The sequence below is a fragment of the Pseudomonas sp. EYE_354 genome (assembly GCF_023148575.1).
Lineage (GTDB): Bacteria > Pseudomonadota > Gammaproteobacteria > Pseudomonadales > Pseudomonadaceae > Aquipseudomonas.
In genome coordinates, this window is the sequence record NZ_JAHXNQ010000003.1 from 279,485 (window position 1) to 299,212 (window position 19,728).

Consider the following 19,728-nt stretch of genomic DNA (forward strand, 5'->3'; position numbering starts at 1 on the left):
TTTTGCATGGCTGCCTGCGCCGCAGTTGGGCATGCCGAGTTTTGCGGTAGTTTCTTTCTGATATGGGCTATTCCCTCAGCAAGATAAACGCGTCAAACATTAAGAATCGAGACGCGTCCCGCTGGGAAAGGCGAACCGTCTGACATTCGTCACGGATAACCTCTCTTTACTCTCTGGGCTTTCACTAAGTCCAGGGAACAGAGCAATGAATGGACCCGACATCGTTAGCCCCGTCGCGCTGCGACATACCCAGCAAGTGACCTGCACCCCGCGCTGGTACGTGCAGAACACTGAATACCCGCCCGCGATAGCCACCTATCAACCTCTGATCAATGGCGAAGAAACCTTCAAGGCCGTGCATTCAGCGATCGCCCAGGCCACCAAAACGGTCGACATCATCTGCTGGGGCTTCCAACCGTCGATGTACTTTGTCCGCAATGGCATTGCCCCGAGCATCGGTGAACTGCTCAAAAACAAGGCTCGTGAAGGGGTCAAGGTTCGCGTATTGGTGTGGGAAATGCCGCTCAACTCTGCCGGCTTCGCGGGCGAGGCGAACCTGCCCGGTAAAGGTACGGTGCGCATCAGCGATCGGGCGCTGCAGACATCGACCCAGGCACAATACGACGAAGACCGTCGATGGTTCGCTGATTGCGCGGTGTCGGACGACAAGGCCGTCCCGCAGGGGGCGAGGCGACTTCCGGTATTTGTAAGTCGCGGTTTCGACCTGAATGAAAGGGCCGAGATCGCCCGTAGTGTGAAAGACGAACGCCTTGATCCCGAGATCAGTACAAGGATGCGTCATGCGCTGAGGTGGACGGCCAGCCATCACCAAAAGAGCGTGCTGGTCGATTACGAACTGCCGGATCGAGCTGTTGGCTTTGTCATGGGCCACAACATGCTCGATGCATATTGGGACACGGACAAACACTCGGCTTTGAACCGCTCAGAGGGCAGCAAACCCGCACCCAATCGCGGCCCGCGAGGTGCCACCCCGCGCCAGGATATTTCCAGCCAGGTCAGTGGGCCGATTCTGGAACACCTGCACCATAACTTCGCCAGCGCCTGGCTTAAGGAGACCGGCGAGGATCTGCTTGATCTTCGCCAAGCCAAGCAAATCGGGCCGCAACTGCAATGCAGCCCCGGCGTCACTCGCCAAATGGCCCAAGTGCTGCGCACTCAGGCGCAAGCGGGCAAGCGCGATATCGAGCAGGTTTATCTAAACGCAGTGAACAACGCGACCCAATTTATCTACATAGAGAACCAGTACTTTCGCTGGCCGCCGTTGGCCGAGGCTATCAAGAAGGCGGCGTCGGATCAGACCGGCGGGGGGCGCGATCCGGGTGTGCATGGCGCTTTGCACCTGTTCGTGATCACCAATGCGACCGATGACGGCATCGGGGCGGGCACGGTGAATACCCAGCGCATGCTTGAAAGCCTGGGGCGCGCCGACACGATTGCGAACGTAACCAAACTACGGCGTCTCTAACAGGTAAAAGGCGCCGCACCGCCCAGGCCGACACCTGATCCGCGCGATCACGTCGGGCAGAGGGAGTTGGCCAAGTGGCAGGCCGAACTGGATCAGAAAATCAAGGAAATTGAGGACAGCACGATTATTGCGCAGGAGGTACCGGGCTTGAAGGTTCACATCTGCTCACTGGTGGCACCTGATTCGCCGGCCGGCAAGCCGTGGGTGCCGGTGTACATCCATTCCAAGCTGATGATCGTCGACGACGTATTTACCACCTTGGGCTCGGCGAATATCAACACTCGCAGCATGCAGGTCGATAGCGAGCTGAATATTGCCCATGAGTGGATGAGTGTGACGCAGGCGTTGAGGCGGCGGTTGTGGGATCTGCATACGGACGGGAGGGGGGCGCAGGATGATCCAAAGGATGCGTTTGAGGCTTGGACAGACATCATTACCGAAAACAAAAAACGCCAATCAAAAAAAATAACTCCAAGCGTTCCGCTCATCGAATTTTATTACGGTAACGCCACCCTGAAGGACCTCGACTAATGCGACGAGTCCTTCTGCTATCAAGCTTGCTGCTGGCGGCCTGTAACAACGGCGGCCCCCTAACACAGCTGAGTCAGGACATTCCAATGAATCCGATTACTGAGGCCAAGCAAAAACTGACCTTTACCTGTGTGCACGAAACCATTCCCGATCCATCCAGGGAAGCCGATGTGCTATTCCAATACGCCCGTTGGTTGCAAAAAAACAACCAGCTCAAACAAGACAAGACCGTCGATGCCGAAATTGAGCGGCTGTATCGCATTGCTGCCGAGAACAAACATTACAAGGCCAATATCAATCTGCAGAACGGCGCGATGCGTGGAAAGTTCAAGCTCCGTGGCGATGAACATCTGCGCCTGAGTCAGCAACTGATCGATGCGGGTGTGGCGACAGGTTATTACTTTGTCGGGATATTCCTGCAGCAGGGGGGCGCGGGGTTAAAGCAAGACGAGGAAATGTCGTTGCGCTACTTCCGTAAGGCGGCCGATGAGGGCAGTGCCCTGGCTCAATACTTAATTGGAGAAAAGCTCGAGCCTATCGACATCGCCCCGAAAGTTGCACTTCAAATGTACCGCTGCGCTGCTGCCCAGGGTAATGGTGAGGCTGCAAATTCTTTAGGTATTGACCTTAAAATTGAAGGTGAATACCAAAATGCCCTCGAAGCATTCCAAATGGGAGTGGCTGCAGGTACCAGTACCTCGGCGTCCCGCTTGCACAAAGGCTTTCGTAATCCGCCACCGTCCGATCAGCTTTACTATCTCGGTCAACAGCAAGACCTCGAACGCGCCGAACGCTATGAAAAAATCTGGCGAATTCTCGCAAATTACTCATACGCCGACCCCAAAGTCCCCGAAATCAACGAAATCCTCCCGCTACCTCCCGCAGAACTGCCCGCCTGGGACGGCAAGCTGCAATGGCTGGAAGCACGCCTGGCCAATATCCCGCCAGAAAAGCCCAGCGAGTCGTTGATCAGGCAGTTGGCCAAGGCAATGGTCCTCGACCCGGCGACGGGCAAACCCATGCCGGGCTCGCCCGCCTTCAGCGAGAATAGTTTTCTCGGGCCGACCTGTTCCAGTGGCAAACCTTGCCCGCAGAGCGGTTACTGGAAGATCAAGTGGTCTGGCGTTGACGCGTTTTATCAACTGGTGGAAAGAAACGCGCCCCGCTATTTCGAACAGGGCGAGATCATGCCGCAGGCCCTGGTGGACTTCTACCGGCCACGGTGTTGGCCCCTGTCGGATAAATACGTGCAATCGGATAGAGGCGTGACATGGGGGCTGCTCGGATGAAGGGCTACGCCCCTACATTCTTGCTGAGCGCGGCAATAGCAGGCTGCGCCAGCTTTGCGGGGGGGCCAGTAATTTTTGCAGGACTGTCTGCGCCGCGGTCGGGCATGCCGAGTTTGCGGTAGTTTCTTTCTGCGTGATACCGAGCAGGTTTATCTGAACGCAGTGAACAACGCGACCCGATTGCACGGGCATCATCAAGGAAAACAAAAAACGCCAATCGAAAGAGTTGACACCTAAATCTGCGCTCGTCGGTTTTTATTACGAAAAAGCCACCCTGAAGGACCTCAATTGATGCGCCCAGCCCTTCTGCTATCAAGCTTGCTGCTGGCGGCCTGTAACAACGGCGGCCTCCTAACACAGCTGAGTCAGGACATTCCAATGAATCCGATTACTGAGGCCAAGCAAAAACTGACCTTTACCTGTGTGCACGAAACCATTCCCGATCCATCCAGGGAAGCCGATGTGCTATTCCAATACGCCCGTTGGTTGCAAAAAAACAACCAGCTCAAACAAGACAAGACCGTCGATGCCGAAATTGAGCGGCTGTATCGCATTGCTGCCGAGAACAAACATTACAAGGCCAATATCAATCTGCAGAACGGCGCGATGCGTGGAAAGTTCAAGCTCCGTGGCGATGAACATCTGCGCCTGAGTCAGCAACTGATCGATGCGGGTGTGGCGACAGGTTATTACTTTGTCGGGATATTCCTGCAGCAGGGGGGCGCGGGGTTAAAGCAAGACGAGGAAATGTCGTTGCGCTACTTCCGCAAGGCGGCCGATGAGGGCAGTGCCGTGGCTCAGAAAGTCGTCGGAGATAAGTTGGCGCCGATTAAAGTTGCACCAGATATAGCTCGGCAAATGCGCCGCTGCGCGGCTGAACAGGGCAATGGTGAGGCAGCAGTTTCTTTAGGTATTGGCCTCAAAATCGAGGGCGAATACAAGGCTGCTCTTGAGGTATTCCAATTGGGAGTGGCTGCTGGTGATGAAACTTCTGCGGGTCGACTAGAAGAGGCATTTCGCGGTCCTCTTCCCTCCGATACGCTGTACTACCTCAACCAGCAGCAAGACCTCGAACGCGCCGAACGCTATGAAAAAATCTGGCGAATTCTCGCAAATTACTCCTACGCCGACCCCAAAGTCCCCGAAATCAACGAAATCCTCCCGCTACCTCCCGCAGAACTGCCCGCCTGGGACGGCAAGCTGCAATGGCTGGAAGCACGCCTGGCTAATATCCCGCCAGAAAAGCCCAGCGAGTCGTTGATCAGGCAGTTGGCCAAGGCAATGGTCCTCGACCCGGCGACGGGCAAACCCATGCCGGGCTCGCCCGCCTTCAGCGAGAATAGTTTTCTCGGGCCGACCTGTTCCAGTGGCAAACCTTGCTCGCAGGGCGGTTACTGGAAGATCAAGACGTCCTTACATTCTTTCTGTTGAGCGCGGCAATAGCGGACTGCGCCAGCTTTGTGGGTTTTTGCCAGTGATTTTTTCAGTGAGGCTGCTGGCCTTATCGGGAGCAACCCCCTCCCACACTTGGAGTGCATTCCAAAGTCAGACCTGAGCCAGCATCCACTTCACAAACTCGCGCACCTTGGGCACCTCAGCTGAATGTTCCGGATACGCCAGGTAATAAGCGTCCTGGCTCGGCATCGCGTGCTGCCAGGGAATCACCAGCTTGCCGTCGGCCAGTTCCTCCTCCACCAGAAACCGTGGCAACAGCGCCACGCCACAGCCCACCTGCGCGGCGCGAATGCACATATAGAAGGTGTCAAAGCGCGGCCCGTGGTAGCTGTGCTCGGTCTGGTAACCCTGGCTGGCGAACCAGTCGTGCCAACCCTGGGGCCGTGAAGCGTTTTGCAGCAGCACCAGTTGGCTCAGTTGGGTGGGGTCGGTCAGAGGCGTTGTCGGCAGGCTTTCGGGGGCGCACACCGGCACCAGCTCTTCGCTGAACAGCTTCCGGCTCTCGGTGCCGGGACGCGCGCCCTGGCCGAAATAGAAGGCTATGTCGGCCTTGCCTTGCAGCAACTCGTCCGGCTCCTGCTCGTTACACAGGTCCAGATGGATCTGTGGATGCCGCAGCCGCCAGCCCTTGAGCCGCGGCACCAGCCAACGCGCTCCGAAAGTGTAGGGCGTGGACACGCGCAACACTTCAGTCTCGCCGCCGTAGGAGCGCAGGTAGTGGGTGGACATCTCCACCTGCGTGAGGATCTTGCGCACTTCCACCAGGTACAGGTCGCCCGCCGGGGTCATCTGCAAGCGTCGGCGCACGCGGCGAAACAGCAGGTGCTGCAGCAACTCCTCCAACTGCGCCACCTGTTTGCTCACCGCGCTTTGCGTGAGGTTCAGTTCCTCGGCGGCGCGGGTGAAGCTCAGGTGGCGGGTGGCGGCTTCGAAACACTGCAGGGCGGTGATCGAGGGCAAATGTCTTTTGTTCAGCACGGCGTGCCTCTTTTTATGCTTTGCATGAATAAACGGAATGATATCTCGCCTAATCGTCGTTTGTTGGCAAGTCTTGGGCCAGCTACAAATAAGCCCTGGATCGCCGTGCATGGCGCGGTGCGATTTTTTGCTTGCAGATTGAAGGAGTGACCCATGGTTGCCGCATTGCTTGATCGTCTCGGGGTGAACCCGGCGCTGTACCAGGCGGGCAAACAGCCCGTGCATTCGCCGATTGATGGCAGCTGTATCGGCAATGTGCACTGGGAAGGTGCCGCCGAGGTCGAGCAGCAGGTCAGTCGCGCCGAGCATGCATTCGAGGCCTGGCGCAAAGTCCCGGCCCCGCGTCGCGGCGAGCTGGTACGCCAATTCGGCGATGTGCTGCGCCAATACAAGGCCGACTTGGGCGAGCTGGTGTCCTGGGAAGCCGGCAAGATCACCCAGGAAGGTCTGGGCGAAGTGCAGGAAATGATCGACATCTGCGACTTCGCCGTTGGCCTGTCGCGTCAGCTGTACGGTTTGACCATCGCTTCCGAGCGCCCCGGCCACCATATGCGTGAAACCTGGCACCCCCTGGGCGTGGTCGGCGTGATCAGCGCCTTCAACTTTCCGGTGGCCGTATGGGCGTGGAACACCGCCCTGGCGCTGGTGTGCGGCAACGCGGTGATCTGGAAACCGTCGGAAAAGACCCCGCTCACCGCCCTGGCCTGCCAGGCGTTGTTCGAGCGCGTGTTAAAGGACTTCAGTGACGCGCCGCCCTACCTGAGCCAGGTGATCATCGGCGGCCGCGATGCCGGCGCTGCGCTGGTGGATGACCCACGCGTGGCCCTGATCAGCGCCACCGGCAGCACCCGCATGGGTCGCGAAGTGGCACCCAAAGTCGCGGCACGTTTCGCCCGCAGCATCCTTGAGCTGGGCGGCAACAACGCGATGATCCTCGGCCCAAGCGCCGACCTGGACATGGCGGTGCGCGCCATCCTGTTCAGCGCCGTCGGCACCGCTGGTCAGCGCTGCACCACCCTGCGCCGCCTGATCGCCCATGAGTCGGTCAAGGAAGAAATCGTCACCCGCCTCAAAGCGGCCTATTCCAAAGTGCGCATCGGCCACCCGCTGCAAGGCAACCTGATCGGGCCGCTGATCGACAAGCACGGCTTCGACAACATGCAGGACGCCCTTGAGCAAGCCCTGAGCGAAGGCGGCAAGGTGTTCGGTGGCAAGCGCCAGTTGCAAGACACATTCCCTAACGCTTACTACGTGTCGCCGGCCATTGTGGAAATGCCTGAGCAAAGCGACGTGGTATGCACCGAAACCTTCGCGCCGATTCTCTACGTGGTCGGCTACACCGACTTCGCCGAAGCCCTGCGCCTGAACAACGCCGTACCCCAAGGCCTGTCGTCGTGCATCTTCACCACCGATGTGCGCGAGGCCGAGCAGTTCATGTCGGCGGTGGGCAGCGACTGCGGCATCGCCAACGTCAACATCGGCCCAAGCGGCGCGGAAATCGGCGGCGCGTTTGGCGGTGAGAAAGAGACGGGCGGCGGGCGTGAGTCGGGCTCGGATGCGTGGCGTGGGTATATGCGTCGCCAGACCAACACCGTGAACTATTCACTGGAGTTGCCGTTGGCCCAGGGCATTACCTTCGACTGATACCTGAAGTCGCAGTGAGATGAGTGTGGGAGGGGGCATGCCACCTCCCATCGCTGAGCGCATTTGCAGTTAGAGGTTTGTTGGGTCTCATCGGAGTCTGGCAATGGCACTACGTGAAACATGTTTGTGGGAACACCTCACTCCCAGCCGGCCGGACCGTGCTGCGCTCAAGGGCGAAGTCCAGGTGGACGTGTGTGTGATCGGCGCCGGCATCACCGGTTTGTCGGCGGCCATTCATTTGCTGGAACAAGGTAAAAGCGTCACCGTGCTGGAGGCCCATCGCACCGGCCACGGCGGCTCGGGGCGCAACGTCGGGCTGGTGAACGCCGGTTTATGGATTCCCCCGGATGACATCGAAGCCGGTTTCGGCGAAGCGGTGGGCAGCCAGCTCAACCGCATGTTGGGCGCGGCACCTTCACTGGTGTTCAGCCTGATCGACAAATACAACATCGATTGCCAATTGCGCCGTGAGGGCACTTTGCACATGGCGCACAACGCCCGTGGCGAGGCGGACTTGCGCAGTCGTGAAGAACAATGGAAGCGCCGTGGTGCGCCGGTCGAACTGCTCACCGGGCAGGCCTGCGAGACCGCTACCGGCACTAAAAAAATCGCCGCTGCGTTGCTGGACAGGCGGGCGGGTACGTTGAACCCGATGGCCTACACCTCGGGCCTGGCCAACGCGGCGGTCGGCCTCGGCGGGCAACTGTTCGATCATTCCCCGGTGACCCAGGTGGAGCGCCAGGGCACGCGCTGGTCGGTGCAGACCCCGCACGGCGCGGTGCAGGCGGCACAGGTGGTGATCGCCTCCAACGCCTACACCGAAGGCGAATGGACCGAACTGCGGCGTAACTTTTTCCCCGGTTATTACTATCAGGTCGCGTCGGCCCCGCTGACCGATGAAGCCGCCCGGCAGATTCTGCCAGGCGGCCAGGGCTCGTGGGACACACGCCAGGTGTTGAGCAGCATCCGCCGCGATGCCGATGGCCGTCTGTTGCTTGGCAGCCTGGGCAACGGTAACCAGAAACCGGCCTGGTTCCTCAAAGCGTGGGCCGATCGGGTGCAGCAGCACTACTTCCCGTACCTCAAATCGGTGCAATGGGAATACACCTGGACCGGTTGCATTGCCTTCACTCCGGACCACTTGATGCGCCTGTTCGAGCCGGCCCCCGGCCTGGTCGCCGTCACCGGTTATAACGGGCGCGGCGTGACCACCGGCAGCCTGGTCGGCAAGGCGTTTGCCGACTACTTGTGTCACCAGAATCCCCAGGCACTGCCGATTCCCTTCGCGCCGATGCAGCCGTTGGCCGGCGTTGGCTTGCGCAGTTGCTTGTATGAGGCTGGTTTTTCGCTGTATCACGCCGGCCAATGCCTGAGGATCGTCATCTGATCAGCGAAATACCGCACAAAAGCCTGCATTTTCTTAGCCGGCTACCCATCTGTATTGGTGCAAGTCGTAGCAGTCCTGCACTGTAAATGTGCACTTCCGTTACGCATGTTGTAACACGTGTAGGAAGAGTCGTTTGTACATCCGGTTGCAGGTGCGACCTGCCAGGGTTGTACTTTTTAAGCCGGTTGGTTGCACCTGTTTGAGCTAGAGGGTTGCACGTGCTGGCAAGCGGCGGCGAAACGCCTGTAATTACAATGACACCGTGTCTTTTTGAAGAATAAAAACGTACTGGCACGACGCTTGCTCTGAGCTTTCGGTGAAAGGTTTGAATGCAAGTTGTCGTGCCAAAAATCAAAAATATCGGAGCACCACTCATGTCCCAGACGTTTTACAAGAAAGGTTTTCTGGCCCTCGCCGTTGCTGCGGCGCTGGGTGTTTCTACGTTTGTTCAAGCTGATGTGAAGATCGGCGTGGCGGGGCCTATGACGGGCGCCAACGCCGCTTTCGGTGAGCAGTACATGAAGGGTGCCCAGGCGGCAGCCGATAGCATCAACAAGGCTGGCGGTATCAACGGTGAGCAGATCAAACTGGTCGCCGGCGACGATGCCTGCGAGCCCAAGCAGGCTGTGGCCGTGGCCAACCGCCTGGCCGACCAGGACAAAGTCATCGGTGTGGTCGGGCACTTCTGCTCGTCCAACACCATCCCGGCCTCTGAGGTGTACGACGAAGCGGGCATCATCGCCATCACCCCAGGCTCCACCAACCCACAAGTGACCGAGCGCGGCCTCGGCGCCATGTTCCGCATGTGCGGCCGTGATGACCAGCAAGGCATCGTCGCCGGCGATTACATCGTCGACGTGCTCAAGGGCAAAAAAGTCGCGGTGATCAACGACAAGGACACCTACGGCAAAGGCCTGGCCGATGCCACCGCTGCTCAGTTGACCAAGCGCGGCGTCAAGCCGGTGCTGGAAGAAGGCCTGACCCGTGGCGAGAAAGACTTCAGCGCCCTGGTTACCAAAATCCGTTCAACCGGGGCTGACGTGGTGTACTTCGGTGGCCTGCACCCTGAAGCCGGTCCGCTGGTTCGCCAGATCCGTGAAGCTGGCCTCAAGGACGTCAAGTTCATGTCCGATGACGGCATCGTGACCGACGAACTGGTCGCGACCGCAGGCGGCAAGCAATACGTCGACGGCGTGTACATGACCTTCGGCGCTGACCCGCGTCTGCTGCCGGACAGCAAGGCCGTGGTGGAAGAGTTCCGCAAAAACGGCACCGAGCCTGAAGGCTATACCCTGTACGCCTACGCGTCGGTCCAGGCCCTGGCTGCCGGCTTCAACGGTGCCAAGTCCAACAAGGGTGAAGACGCCGCCAAGTGGTTGAAGGCCCACCCGGTCCAGACCGTGATGGGCAAGAAGGAGTGGGACGGTAAAGGCGACCTGAAAATCTCCGACTACGTGGTGTACCAGTGGGATAAAGACGGCAAATACCACCAGCTGGAAAAGCAGAAGTAAGGCATAGCGCCTGAGTCCGAATGTGGGAGGGGCTTGCCCCCGATGCCGGTGTGTCAGCCCCGATGCTGAGCTGATCCTCCGCAATCGGCGGCAAGCCCCCTCCCACAGGGGGGCCGTGTTCTGATCAAGATCTGTCTTTTCCTCCAGAAGCGCCGCACACCCACCGGTGTGCAGGTGCTCACCGCGTGAGATTGCGTTATGGATGGTATTTTCCTGCAGCAACTGGTCAACGGCCTGACCCTCGGGTCGGTCTATGGCCTGATCGCCATCGGCTACACAATGGTCTATGGCATCATTGGCATGATCAACTTCGCCCACGGCGAGGTTTATATGATTTCCGCTTACCTCGCGGCGATCAGTCTGGCACTGCTGGCTTACTTCGGCATCGAATCCTTCCCGCTGCTCATACTCGGCACCTTGATCTTCACCGTCGTCGTCACCGGCGTGTACGGTTGGGTCATTGAGCGTGTCGCCTACAAACCGTTGCGTAACTCCACCCGACTGGCTCCGCTGATCAGCGCCATCGGTATCTCCCTGATCCTGCAGAACTACGCGCAGATCGCCCAGGGCGCCAAGCAACAAGGTATTCCGACCCTGCTGGCCGGGGCCTGGCGTGTCGATATCGGCAGCGGGTTCGTCCAGCTCACCTACACCAAAGTGTTCATCCTGGTCGCCGCCTTCGCCGGCATGGCCTTGCTGACTTACATCATCAAGTACACCAAGCTCGGACGCATGTGCCGCGCCACCCAGCAAGACCGCAAGATGGCCTCAATCCTGGGGATCAACACCGACCGCGTGATCTCCTACGTGTTCGTCATTGGTGCCGCCATGGCCGCACTGGCCGGCGTACTGATCACCCTCAACTACGGCACCTTTGACTTCTATGCCGGCTTCATCATCGGCATCAAGGCGTTTACCGCAGCGGTACTCGGCGGCATCGGCTCCCTGCCTGGGGCGATGTTGGGCGGGATCATCCTCGGTATCTCCGAGTCGTTGTTCTCGGGGTTGATCAACTCTGACTACAAAGACGTGTTCAGTTTCTCCCTGCTGGTGGTGATTCTGATTTTCCGTCCCCAGGGCCTGCTTGGTCGCCCACTCGTGGCGAAGGTGTAAACATGTCTGCTGCCAAACCTATCGATATCAAGAAAAGTGTCGTCGATACGATCCTTGCCGGGCTGATTTCGTTGATCGTGTTCGGTCCGATCGTCGGCGTGGTCCTCGACGGCTACAGCTTCAACCTGGAACCGGCCCGCGTGGGCCTGTTGGTGGCCATCGTGATGGTCGGCCGCTTTGCCATGAGCCTGTTTCTGCAAACCCCCAAGGGCGTGAAGATTCTGCAGGGCTTTGAAAGCTCAGGCTCGGGCGTGCATGTGCTCAAACCCGATTACAAATCGCGACTGCGCTGGATCATTCCGGCGCTGATCGTGATCGCCATCGTGTTCCCGATTTTCGCCAACAAGTACCTGCTCACCGTGGTGATCCTCGGCTTGATCTACGTGCTCCTGGGCCTGGGCCTGAACATCGTGGTGGGCCTGGCGGGCCTGCTCGACCTGGGTTACGTGGCGTTCTACGCCATCGGTGCCTATGGCCTGGCGCTGGGCTACCAGTACCTGGGCCTGGGATTCTGGACGGTGTTGCCATTGGCGGCCATCGCGGCCGCGTTGGCCGGGTGCATACTCGGCTTCCCGGTGTTACGCATGCACGGCGACTACCTGGCCATCGTGACCCTGGGCTTTGGTGAAATCATCCGCCTGGTGCTCAACAACTGGCTGTCGTTCACCGGCGGTCCGAACGGCATGCCGGTGCCATCACCGACCTTCCTCGGCCTCGAATTCGGCAGGCGTGCAAAGGATGGCGGGATTCCGTTCCACGAGTTCTTCGGCATCGACTACAACCCCAACATCAAATTCATGTTCATCTACATCGTGCTGTTTTTGGTGGTGCTGCTGGTGCTGTACATCAAGCATCGCCTGACCCGCATGCCGGTCGGCCGTGCGTGGGAAGCGCTGCGCGAAGATGAGATTGCCTGCCGCTCCATGGGCCTGAACCACGTACTGGTCAAGCTCTCGGCGTTCACCATCGGTGCCTCCACCGCTGGCTTGGCCGGGGTGTTCTTCGCCAGCTATCAGGGCTTCGTCAACCCGTCGTCGTTCACCTTCTTCGAGTCGGCGCTGATTCTGGCCATCGTGGTGCTGGGCGGCATGGGCTCCACGGTGGGCGTGGTGATTGCCGCGTTCGTGTTGACCGTTGCGCCGGAGTTGCTGCGCAGCTTCTCCGAGTACCGCGTGTTGCTGTTTGGTGTGTTGATGGTGGTGATGATGATCTGGCGACCACGCGGTTTGATCCGCATCAGCCGTACCGGTGTGACACCACGTAAAGGAGTGGCGCCATGAGCAAGGAAGTCGTCCTCTGCGTGGAACACCTGATGATGCACTTCGGTGGCATCAAGGCCTTGAGCGATGTGAGCCTCAAGGTCGAACGCAACTCGATCTTCGCCCTGATCGGCCCCAACGGCGCCGGCAAGACCACGGTGTTCAACTGCCTCACCGGGTTTTACAAAGCCAGTGGCGGCAAGATCCAGCTCAACGTGCGCGGCAAGCAAACCGACGTGATCCAACTGTTGGGCGAGCGCTTCCAGGCCACCGACTTCGTGTCGCCGAAGAGCTTCCTCAGCCGCGTGTACTACAAGATGTTCGGCGGCACCCATCTGGTCAACCGTGCAGGTTTGGCGCGGACCTTCCAGAACATTCGCCTGTTCAAGGAAATGTCGGTGGTGGAGAACCTGCTGGTGGCCCAACACATGTGGGTCAACCGCAACATGCTGGCGGGCATCCTCAACACCAAGGGCTACCGCAAGGCCGAAAGCGATGCACTGGACTGCGCCTTCTACTGGCTGGAAGTGGTGGACCTGGTGGACTGCGCCAACCGCCTGGCCGGTGAGCTTTCCTACGGCCAGCAGCGCCGTCTGGAGATCGCCCGCGCCATGTGCACGCGGCCGCAGATCATCTGCCTGGACGAACCGGCAGCCGGCCTCAACCCCCAGGAAACCGAAGCCCTCAGTGCGATGATTCGCCTGCTGCGCGACGAACACGACCTCACGGTGGTACTGATCGAACACGACATGGGCATGGTGATGAGTATTTCCGACCACATCGTGGTGCTGGACCACGGCAACGTGATCGCCGAGGGCGGGCCGGAGGCGATCCGCAACGACCCGAAAGTGATTGCCGCCTACCTGGGCGCTGACGAAGAGGAGCTGGTATGAGTGCACCTATCCTCGAAATGAAAGACCTGGACGTGTTCTATGGCCCGATCCAGGCCCTGAAAAAAGTCTCGCTGCACATCAACGAAGGTGAAACCGTCAGCCTGATCGGCTCCAACGGCGCGGGCAAATCCACGCTGCTGATGTCGATCTTCGGTCAGCCGCGGGCCGAGTCGGGGCAGATCCTCTACAACGGCGTCGACATTACCCACAAGTCCTCCCACTACATCGCTTCCAACGGCATCGCGCAGTCGCCGGAAGGGCGGCGGGTGTTCCCTGACATGACTGTCGAGGAAAACCTGTTGATGGGCACCATCCCCATTGGCGACAAGTTCGCCGCCGAGGACATGCAGCGCATGTTCGAGCTGTTCCCACGGCTCAAGGAGCGGCGTAACCAGCGTGCCATGACCATGTCCGGTGGTGAGCAGCAAATGCTCGCCATCGCCCGTGCGCTGATGAGCCGGCCCAAGCTGCTGCTGCTGGACGAGCCGAGCCTGGGGCTGGCGCCGATTGTGGTGAAGCAGATCTTTTCCACCCTGCGCGAGCTGGCGGCCACCGGCATGACCATCTTCCTGGTGGAGCAGAACGCCAACCACGCCCTGCGCTTGTCGGACCGAGCTTACGTGATGGTCAACGGCGAGATCCGCCTGACAGGCACCGGCAAAGAGTTGCTGGTGAACGAAGAGGTGCGTAACGCCTACCTGGGCGGGCACTGATCTAAAACGCAGGATCCCTGTGGGAGGGCCCCCTCCCACAGTTGTTTTTGTGCCATCCACCCTGGCAATCCCGAATTGTGGAAAACAAATCCGGCTACCCTCCAAAGCGCGACATATAGCCGCCGCAAATCCCTGTTTTGTCACAGTTTTGACTTGTCCCCATTCGCTGTGGAACCGGCTGTGGGTAACGTGGGAGTAGCTGGCTGAAAGCCTTTAAAAACGTGGCTTACAGCGCAGCGGTTGATTTTTGATCAGCGGTTTTTTGGTGACTGGCCAAGGGGTTTGTCAACCTGTTTAAAGACACAGGTATATGACCGGAATATGTCCAGCAAGCCTGTGGATAAGTCTGTGATTAAACTCTGGAAAGAGTGCCGCAGAGGCCGGATTAACTGGCCTGGAGCCATCGTTCGGATTTTTCCTCTTGTCGCGTGCGTACATACAGCCCGACTGAGGTCAAGCAAAAAACTTTCTAAAATCGCCTGCAGGCCTTGTGGATAGAGGCCTGAGCTGTTTTGCACTTGCCCCCAAAGACTGTGGGCGCAGTTGTGGATAACCTGCGCGCATATGGCTGCAGGCCACGGTTTGTATGGCTTCGCTTCGAGTGGTTAAAAAACAGCCAGTTATGCATGGAGGTGTGTGCACGGCGGTTGCCGCAACGGCGGCGTAAGGGCATTCTGCTGGCTGGTTTTTTACCGATGCCCGTAAGGAGAACACCATGTCCAACACGCTGTTTATCACTGGCGCTACTTCAGGCTTTGGCGAAGCCTGCGCCCGTCGGTTTGCCGAGGCCGGCTGGAAGCTGGTGCTCACCGGTCGTCGCGCCGAGCGTTTGAATGCGCTGGTCGAGGAGCTTTCCAAGCAAACCGAGGTGCATGGCCTGGTCGTGGACGTGCGTGACCGCAAGGGCATGGAAGACGCCATCGCCAACCTGCCGCCGTCGTTCGCCACGTTGCGCGGCCTGATCAACAACGCCGGGCTGGCAGTGGGCACGGACCCAGCTCCCAAGTGTGAACTCGACGATTGGGAAACCATGGTCGACACCAATATCAAAGGCCTGCTGACCACCACCCACCTGCTGTTGCCGCGCCTGATCGCCCACGGCCGTGGCGCCGGCATCATCAACCTGGGCTCCATCGCCGGCAGCTACCCATACCCCGGCAGCCACGTGTATGGCGGCTCCAAGGCGTTCGTAAAACAATTCTCCCTGAACCTGCGCTGCGACCTGCAAGGCACCGGCGTGCGCGTGACCAACATCGAGCCGGGCCTGTGCGAAAGCGAGTTTTCCCTGGTGCGCTTCGGCGGTGACCAGGCGCGCTACGACGCCACCTACGCCGGCGCCGAGCCGATCCAGCCGCAGGACATTGCCGACACCATCTTCTGGGTGATGAACACCCCGGCGCACGTCAACATCAACCGCCTGGAGCTGATGCCGGTGAGCCAGACCTGGGCCGGGTTTGCGATTGAGCGGGGTGCCAAAGGCTGATTTTTGTAGTGAGCGAGCTTGCCCCGCGCGGGGCAAGCCCGCTCACCACCGGGGGAGGGCGGTGAGGCGCCAAAGGATGCAATGAGTGCAGGGCGTGCTCGCAAAAGGCTCTGACCCTCAGCCGAGATGCTCGATCAATCCCTGATAACAGGTCGCCAAGTGATACGGCGTGGTCGACGGCATGTCCCGTCGGCTCACCGCGCCCTTGGCGTCCAGGCATTCGTGCCAGCCTTTGTCGTGCAGGAAGTTGTTTTGCAGTGCCAGCAATTGACGTTGCAATACCGCTTCGCTGCCGGGACGAAGGGTCAAGGCCCGCAGGTATTCTGCCTGGGCCCAGATGCGTTGAGTGCCGTCGCGCACGCTGCCGTCGAGGGCGAGCATGCCGCTGACCGCACCGCTTAACTTATCCACACCCTTTTGCTCGGCGTAGGCAAATGCCCGGTTCAGCGAGGCATGCAGCGGCGTACCGCGCAGCACATTCGAGGATTCCAGCAAAAAGAACCATTCGAACTGGTGTCCCGGCTCGAACCAGTTATCCACCGCGCCCAGTGGTTTTTCCATCATCACGCCGTGCTGGCGGTCGATGAAGCGCTTTTGCAGTGCGCTGGCCAAGTCCAGCAACGCGTCCCGCGTGACGGCGTCTTCACGCACGGCCAGTGTGGCGAGGAAGCCTTCGGCAAGGTGCATCAGTGGGTTCTGCAAAGGGCCGGACTTGAGGGACGACCAGTTGCGTTCCAGCACCGCTTCGTACAGGCCGTCGCCCGTGGCGAAGCGTTCGGCAACCACGGCAAGCGCGGCATTGAGCACCGATTCCACCAACGGCTCACGCACCTTGGCCCAGTAGTGGGCACAGGCAAAGATGATGAAGGCGTGGGTGTAGAGGTCTTTGCGTTTATCCAGCGGCTGCCCGGCCGGGTCGATGCTGTAGAACCAGCCGCCGTGCTCGGCGTCGTGGAAGTGCTGCTGCAGGGAACGGAACAACGCTGTCGCGCGGGCTTCGGCGAAGGTCGCACCGGGCTCGCCGATCAGGCTGGCGAACAGGTACAACTGCCGGGCGCAGGCCATGGCGCGGTAGCGTTGCGGGGGCAACGGCTGGTGATCGGCGCCCAGCGCCTCATACGGCAGCGCCAGCTCGGCGTTCCAGCCTGGCCCCTGCCAGAGCGGCACGATCAGGCTGTGGAAGTGCGTGAGCACGGTATTCAAGGAAGGCGGGGAAGCGATGGGCATTGGCTGGCGTCGTCACGGCTGGGGCGTAGGCGCGCATGGTAGCAGAGGGGCAGCTTTAAGTTGTGAGCTGCAAGCGGCAAGTAAGAGCCGTTCGGTTTTTACTCGCCGCTTGCCGCTTGCGACTGTCAGCTGGCGAGCAGCCACACCCCAGTCGCCGCCGAAGCTGCCCCGGCAATTCTCACCAGCGGCGCGGCAGCTGTCGGCAGGAAGCGCACCAGCGCATAACCGGCCGCATGCAGCGCAGCTGTCGCGCCGACAAACCCGGCGGCATACGCCCAAGGGCTGGACATGTCCGGCAACTCCAGGCCATGGGCCACACCGTGGAACAGTGCAAACAGCGCCGTCGCACCCACGGCCATAAACAGCGGCGGCCGCACCGCCAATGCCACGGCCAGGCCCAGGGCCAGCACCGATGCGGCGATCCCGCTTTCCAGTGCCGGCAGCGCCAGGCCTTCAAAACCCAGCACGCCGCCGATCAGCATGGTGCCAACGAAGGTGCACGGCAGCGCCCAGCGGGCCGCGCCTTTTTGCTGCGCCGCCCACAGGCCGACCGCAAGCATGGCCAGCAAATGGTCGATACCGCCCAGCGGATGGCTGATCCCGGCTATCAGGCCGTTGTCGCCGTGGCCAGGGTGAGCGAAAGCCAGAGCCGGAGTGAGCAGCAGCGCAGCGGCGGCCAAGAGTTTATTGAGGGTCATAAACAGGTTCCTTTTGGAGTGATCAGGCGGCGGTCAGCAGGCCTTGGCGTTCGATGAAGGCAACAATGTCGTCCAGGCCCACGCCGGTTTTCTGGTTGCTGAAGACAAAAGGTTTACCGTTGCGCATGCGCTGGGTGTCGCTGTTCATCAGTTCCAGCGAGGCGCCGACCAGAGGCGCGAGGTCGATCTTATTGATCACCAGCAGGTCGGATTTGCAGATGCCGGGGCCGCCTTTGCGCGGCAGTTTGTCGCCGGCGGACACGTCGATCACGTAAATAGTCAGGTCCGACAACTCGGGGCTGAAGGTGGCCGACAAGTTGTCCCCGCCGGACTCCACCAGGATCAGGTCCAGGCCGGGGAAGCGGCGGTTGAGTTGGTCCACCGCTTCCAGGTTGATCGAGGCGTCTTCACGAATGGCCGTGTGCGGGCAGCCGCCGGTTTCCACGCCGATGATACGCTCGGGCGCCAGAGCCTCGTTGCGGACCAGGAAGTCGGCGTCCTCACGGGTATAGATGTCGTTGGTGACCACCGCCAGGTTGTAGCGGTCGCGCAGTGCGAGGCACAGGGCCAGGGTCAGGGCGGTCTTGCCGGAGCCGACCGGGCCGCCGATGCCGACGCGCAGGGGTTGTGTGTTCATGTGGTGTTTCTCCTAGGAACGGAACAGGCGGCTGTACTGGCGCTCATGGGCCATGCATGCCAGGGACAGGCCGAACGCGGCGCTGCCGACAGTGTTGGGGGTGACGCGGCCGGCGTCCTGCTGGGCCTGCTGCAGCAGCGGCAGCAGTTCGCTGGTCAGGCGTTGGGCGGCTTGCTGGCCCAGGGGCAGAGTTTTCATCAGCACGGCCAATTGGTTTTCCAGCCAGCTCCACAACCAGGCGGCGAGGGCGTCGTCGGGGCTGATCTGCCAGGCGCGAGCCGCCAGGGCCCAGCCCAGCGCCAGATGGGGTTCGCTGCGTTGTTCGAGGAAGGCACGGGCGGCGCTGTCCAGCTCCGGCAGGCCGTTGAGCAACTGCTGCAGCGAATAGCCCATCTGCCGGCTTTCCTGATACAGCTCGCGGGTTTCGCGGCTGGCCTGGTGCGCTTCGCATAATTGCGCCAGCGTCGGCCAATCCTGCTCGGCAGCGGCGCGGCAATGGGCGAGCAACAGCGGCGCCTCGAAGCGTGCGAGGTTGAGCCGTAACTGGTCGCTGATCCAGCGGCGAGCGCTGGCTGCATCACTGACGCGACCATTGTCCACGGCCATTTCCAGGCCCTGTGAATAGCTGTAGCCGCCAATCGGCAATTGCGGACTGGCCAGACGCAGCAGCGCCCAGGCTGGGTTCATAGACGCACGCCGAACTGGTGCAGCTTGGGCGGGTAATTGAAGTCCTCATCGCCGTGACGCGAATGGTGGTGACCACCGCCATAGGCACCGTGTTCCGGCTGGAACGGTGCTTCAAGGCTTTCGGTGTGGGCGCCCAGTTGTTCGAGCATGGCCTTGAGCACGTAGTCATCGAGCAAGCGTAACCAGCCATCGCCGACCTGCAACGCCACATGGCGGTTGCCCAGGTGATAGGCGGCGCGGGTCAGTTCGAAGGCGCTGGCGCAGGTGACGTGCAGCAGTTGTTCAGGCCGGGCGCACACGCGTACGACACGTCCGTCTTCGGCCTGTAGGAATTCGCCATCGTGCAGCGGCGGCTGGCCGCGCTCCAGGAACAGGCCGACGTCTTCGCCGTCGGCACTGAAACAGCGCAGGCGGCTTTTGCTGCGTGCCTCGAAATTCAGCAGCAACTCGGCGGCCCAGAGGGCTTGGGGGGCGATTCGGCGGTGGATCACCAGCATCAGAAAGCTTCCAGCTATGAGCGATACAACCGCTAGAGCAAGGGGCTTGCCAACCCCGTCGGTGAGTAGGAATTACCTGTAGGCAGGCACTCCAATGCCACTAAACAGGGCGTCGCTGAATGGCTGCTGCGCACCAAATTGGTGCTGTTTGGTGTTTCGCGCACCTGCTGTGAGCGCTTTCGGATTTGTCCTACGCCATATAGCGATTCGACTTTCATCGCGTTACGCGTGCATTCATTA

The 19,728-nt window shown here is 60.3% G+C and carries 16 protein-coding genes and 1 pseudogene; 11 read left to right on the plus strand and 6 right to left on the minus strand.

The window, feature by feature from the left end:
- Positions 1-205 precede the first annotated feature (205 nt).
- The 3 genes and pseudogenes from KZX66_RS05880 to KZX66_RS05890 all read left to right on the plus strand — a co-directional run bounded on the left by KZX66_RS05880 (position 206) and on the right by KZX66_RS05890 (position 4,737).
- Positions 206-2,017: pseudogene (locus KZX66_RS05880) on the plus strand (phospholipase D-like domain-containing protein).
- Positions 2,017-3,306: a DUF6396 domain-containing protein gene (locus tag KZX66_RS05885; protein ID WP_248077473.1), complete on the plus strand. Its 1,290-nt coding sequence runs from the start codon at positions 2,017-2,019 to the stop codon at positions 3,304-3,306. Before KZX66_RS05880 ends, KZX66_RS05885 begins: the two are co-directional and overlap by 1 nt.
- Before the next feature lie 291 nt (positions 3,307-3,597).
- Positions 3,598-4,737 carry a DUF6396 domain-containing protein gene (locus tag KZX66_RS05890; RefSeq protein WP_248077476.1) on the plus strand — a complete coding sequence of 380 codons (1,140 nt, stop codon included), beginning with the start codon at positions 3,598-3,600 and terminating at the stop codon, positions 4,735-4,737.
- 114 nt (positions 4,738-4,851) lie between these two features.
- Here the strand turns inward: KZX66_RS05890 and gcvA are convergent, their stop codons facing one another.
- Positions 4,852-5,739 (minus strand): LysR family transcriptional regulator, encoded by an 888-nt coding sequence (gcvA, locus tag KZX66_RS05895; protein WP_137220175.1) that lies wholly within the window; start codon positions 5,737-5,739, stop codon positions 4,852-4,854.
- 153 nt (positions 5,740-5,892) lie between these two features.
- Here gcvA and KZX66_RS05900 point away from each other — a divergent pair, with 153 nt between their 5' ends.
- The 8 genes from KZX66_RS05900 to KZX66_RS05935 all read left to right on the plus strand — a co-directional run bounded on the left by KZX66_RS05900 (position 5,893) and on the right by KZX66_RS05935 (position 15,742).
- A complete protein-coding gene (locus tag KZX66_RS05900) occupies positions 5,893-7,383 on the plus strand; it encodes an aldehyde dehydrogenase family protein (protein ID WP_223495273.1) in 1,491 nt (496 codons plus the stop codon).
- Between the two features lie 103 nt (positions 7,384-7,486).
- Positions 7,487-8,770, plus strand: coding sequence for an FAD-binding oxidoreductase (locus KZX66_RS05905; RefSeq protein WP_248077481.1), 1,284 nt, complete (start codon positions 7,487-7,489; stop codon positions 8,768-8,770).
- A gap of 374 nt (positions 8,771-9,144) precedes the next feature.
- On the plus strand, positions 9,145-10,281 hold the full coding sequence (locus tag KZX66_RS05910) for a branched-chain amino acid ABC transporter substrate-binding protein (RefSeq protein WP_248077486.1): 1,137 nt from the start codon (positions 9,145-9,147) through the stop codon (positions 10,279-10,281).
- Between the two features lie 198 nt (positions 10,282-10,479).
- Positions 10,480-11,394: a branched-chain amino acid ABC transporter permease gene (locus tag KZX66_RS05915; RefSeq protein ID WP_003236186.1), complete on the plus strand. Its 915-nt coding sequence runs from the start codon at positions 10,480-10,482 to the stop codon at positions 11,392-11,394.
- 2 nt (positions 11,395-11,396) lie between these two features.
- A complete protein-coding gene (gene livM, locus KZX66_RS05920) occupies positions 11,397-12,674 on the plus strand; it encodes a high-affinity branched-chain amino acid ABC transporter permease LivM (protein ID WP_248077491.1) in 1,278 nt (425 codons plus the stop codon).
- On the plus strand, positions 12,671-13,546 hold the full coding sequence (locus KZX66_RS05925; protein ID WP_248077494.1) for an ATP-binding cassette domain-containing protein: 876 nt from the start codon (positions 12,671-12,673) through the stop codon (positions 13,544-13,546). Before livM ends, KZX66_RS05925 begins: the two co-directional genes overlap by 4 nt.
- Positions 13,543-14,259 (plus strand): ABC transporter ATP-binding protein, encoded by a 717-nt coding sequence (locus KZX66_RS05930; RefSeq protein WP_248077496.1) that lies wholly within the window; start codon positions 13,543-13,545, stop codon positions 14,257-14,259. Before KZX66_RS05925 ends, KZX66_RS05930 begins: the two co-directional genes overlap by 4 nt.
- A gap of 715 nt (positions 14,260-14,974) precedes the next feature.
- Positions 14,975-15,742: an SDR family oxidoreductase gene (locus tag KZX66_RS05935; protein ID WP_248077499.1), complete on the plus strand. Its 768-nt coding sequence runs from the start codon at positions 14,975-14,977 to the stop codon at positions 15,740-15,742.
- Positions 15,743-15,859: 117 nt separating this feature from the next.
- On the opposite strand, the gene KZX66_RS05940 is transcribed toward KZX66_RS05935, so the two are convergent.
- The 5 genes from KZX66_RS05940 to ureE all read right to left on the minus strand — a co-directional run bounded on the left by KZX66_RS05940 (position 15,860) and on the right by ureE (position 19,488).
- Positions 15,860-16,969: an AGE family epimerase/isomerase gene (locus KZX66_RS05940; RefSeq protein WP_248077501.1), complete on the minus strand. Its 1,110-nt coding sequence runs from the start codon at positions 16,967-16,969 to the stop codon at positions 15,860-15,862.
- A gap of 125 nt (positions 16,970-17,094) precedes the next feature.
- Positions 17,095-17,667 carry a HupE/UreJ family protein gene (locus tag KZX66_RS05945; RefSeq protein ID WP_248077503.1) on the minus strand — a complete coding sequence of 191 codons (573 nt, stop codon included), beginning with the start codon at positions 17,665-17,667 and terminating at the stop codon, positions 17,095-17,097.
- A gap of 22 nt (positions 17,668-17,689) precedes the next feature.
- Positions 17,690-18,304 carry an urease accessory protein UreG gene (gene ureG, locus KZX66_RS05950; RefSeq protein ID WP_017526387.1) on the minus strand — a complete coding sequence of 205 codons (615 nt, stop codon included), beginning with the start codon at positions 18,302-18,304 and terminating at the stop codon, positions 17,690-17,692.
- Between the two features lie 12 nt (positions 18,305-18,316).
- The gene (locus tag KZX66_RS05955; protein ID WP_248077506.1) at positions 18,317-18,991 is read right to left on the minus strand and encodes an urease accessory protein UreF; all 675 of its coding nucleotides are present in this window, start codon (positions 18,989-18,991) and stop codon (positions 18,317-18,319) included.
- Entirely contained in the window at positions 18,988-19,488 is a 501-nt protein-coding gene (gene ureE, locus KZX66_RS05960) for an urease accessory protein UreE (protein ID WP_248077509.1), read from the minus strand. Before ureE ends, KZX66_RS05955 begins: the two co-directional genes overlap by 4 nt.
- Between the last annotated feature and the right edge of the window lie 240 nt (positions 19,489-19,728).

What these genes read in the sequence shown, in the direction of transcription:
- KZX66_RS05885 (WP_248077473.1), top strand. Translation starts at nt 2,017, where the DNA reads ATGCGACGAGTCCTTCTGCTATCAAGCTTGCTGCTGGCGGCCTGTAAC.
- KZX66_RS05890 (WP_248077476.1), top strand. Translation starts at nt 3,598, where the DNA reads ATGCGCCCAGCCCTTCTGCTATCAAGCTTGCTGCTGGCGGCCTGTAAC.
- KZX66_RS05900 (WP_223495273.1), top strand. Translation starts at nt 5,893, where the DNA reads ATGGTTGCCGCATTGCTTGATCGTCTCGGGGTGAACCCGGCGCTGTAC.
- KZX66_RS05905 (WP_248077481.1), top strand. Translation starts at nt 7,487, where the DNA reads ATGGCACTACGTGAAACATGTTTGTGGGAACACCTCACTCCCAGCCGG.
- KZX66_RS05910 (WP_248077486.1), top strand. Translation starts at nt 9,145, where the DNA reads ATGTCCCAGACGTTTTACAAGAAAGGTTTTCTGGCCCTCGCCGTTGCT.
- KZX66_RS05915 (WP_003236186.1), top strand. Translation starts at nt 10,480, where the DNA reads ATGGATGGTATTTTCCTGCAGCAACTGGTCAACGGCCTGACCCTCGGG.
- livM (WP_248077491.1), top strand. Translation starts at nt 11,397, where the DNA reads ATGTCTGCTGCCAAACCTATCGATATCAAGAAAAGTGTCGTCGATACG.
- KZX66_RS05925 (WP_248077494.1), top strand. Translation starts at nt 12,671, where the DNA reads ATGAGCAAGGAAGTCGTCCTCTGCGTGGAACACCTGATGATGCACTTC.
- KZX66_RS05930 (WP_248077496.1), top strand. Translation starts at nt 13,543, where the DNA reads ATGAGTGCACCTATCCTCGAAATGAAAGACCTGGACGTGTTCTATGGC.
- KZX66_RS05935 (WP_248077499.1), top strand. Translation starts at nt 14,975, where the DNA reads ATGTCCAACACGCTGTTTATCACTGGCGCTACTTCAGGCTTTGGCGAA.
- KZX66_RS05940 (WP_248077501.1), bottom strand. Translation starts at nt 16,969, where the DNA reads ATGCCCATCGCTTCCCCGCCTTCCTTGAATACCGTGCTCACGCACTTC.
- KZX66_RS05945 (WP_248077503.1), bottom strand. Translation starts at nt 17,667, where the DNA reads ATGACCCTCAATAAACTCTTGGCCGCCGCTGCGCTGCTGCTCACTCCG.
- ureG (WP_017526387.1), bottom strand. Translation starts at nt 18,304, where the DNA reads ATGAACACACAACCCCTGCGCGTCGGCATCGGCGGCCCGGTCGGCTCC.
- KZX66_RS05955 (WP_248077506.1), bottom strand. Translation starts at nt 18,991, where the DNA reads ATGAACCCAGCCTGGGCGCTGCTGCGTCTGGCCAGTCCGCAATTGCCG.
- ureE (WP_248077509.1), bottom strand. Translation starts at nt 19,488, where the DNA reads ATGCTGGTGATCCACCGCCGAATCGCCCCCCAAGCCCTCTGGGCCGCC.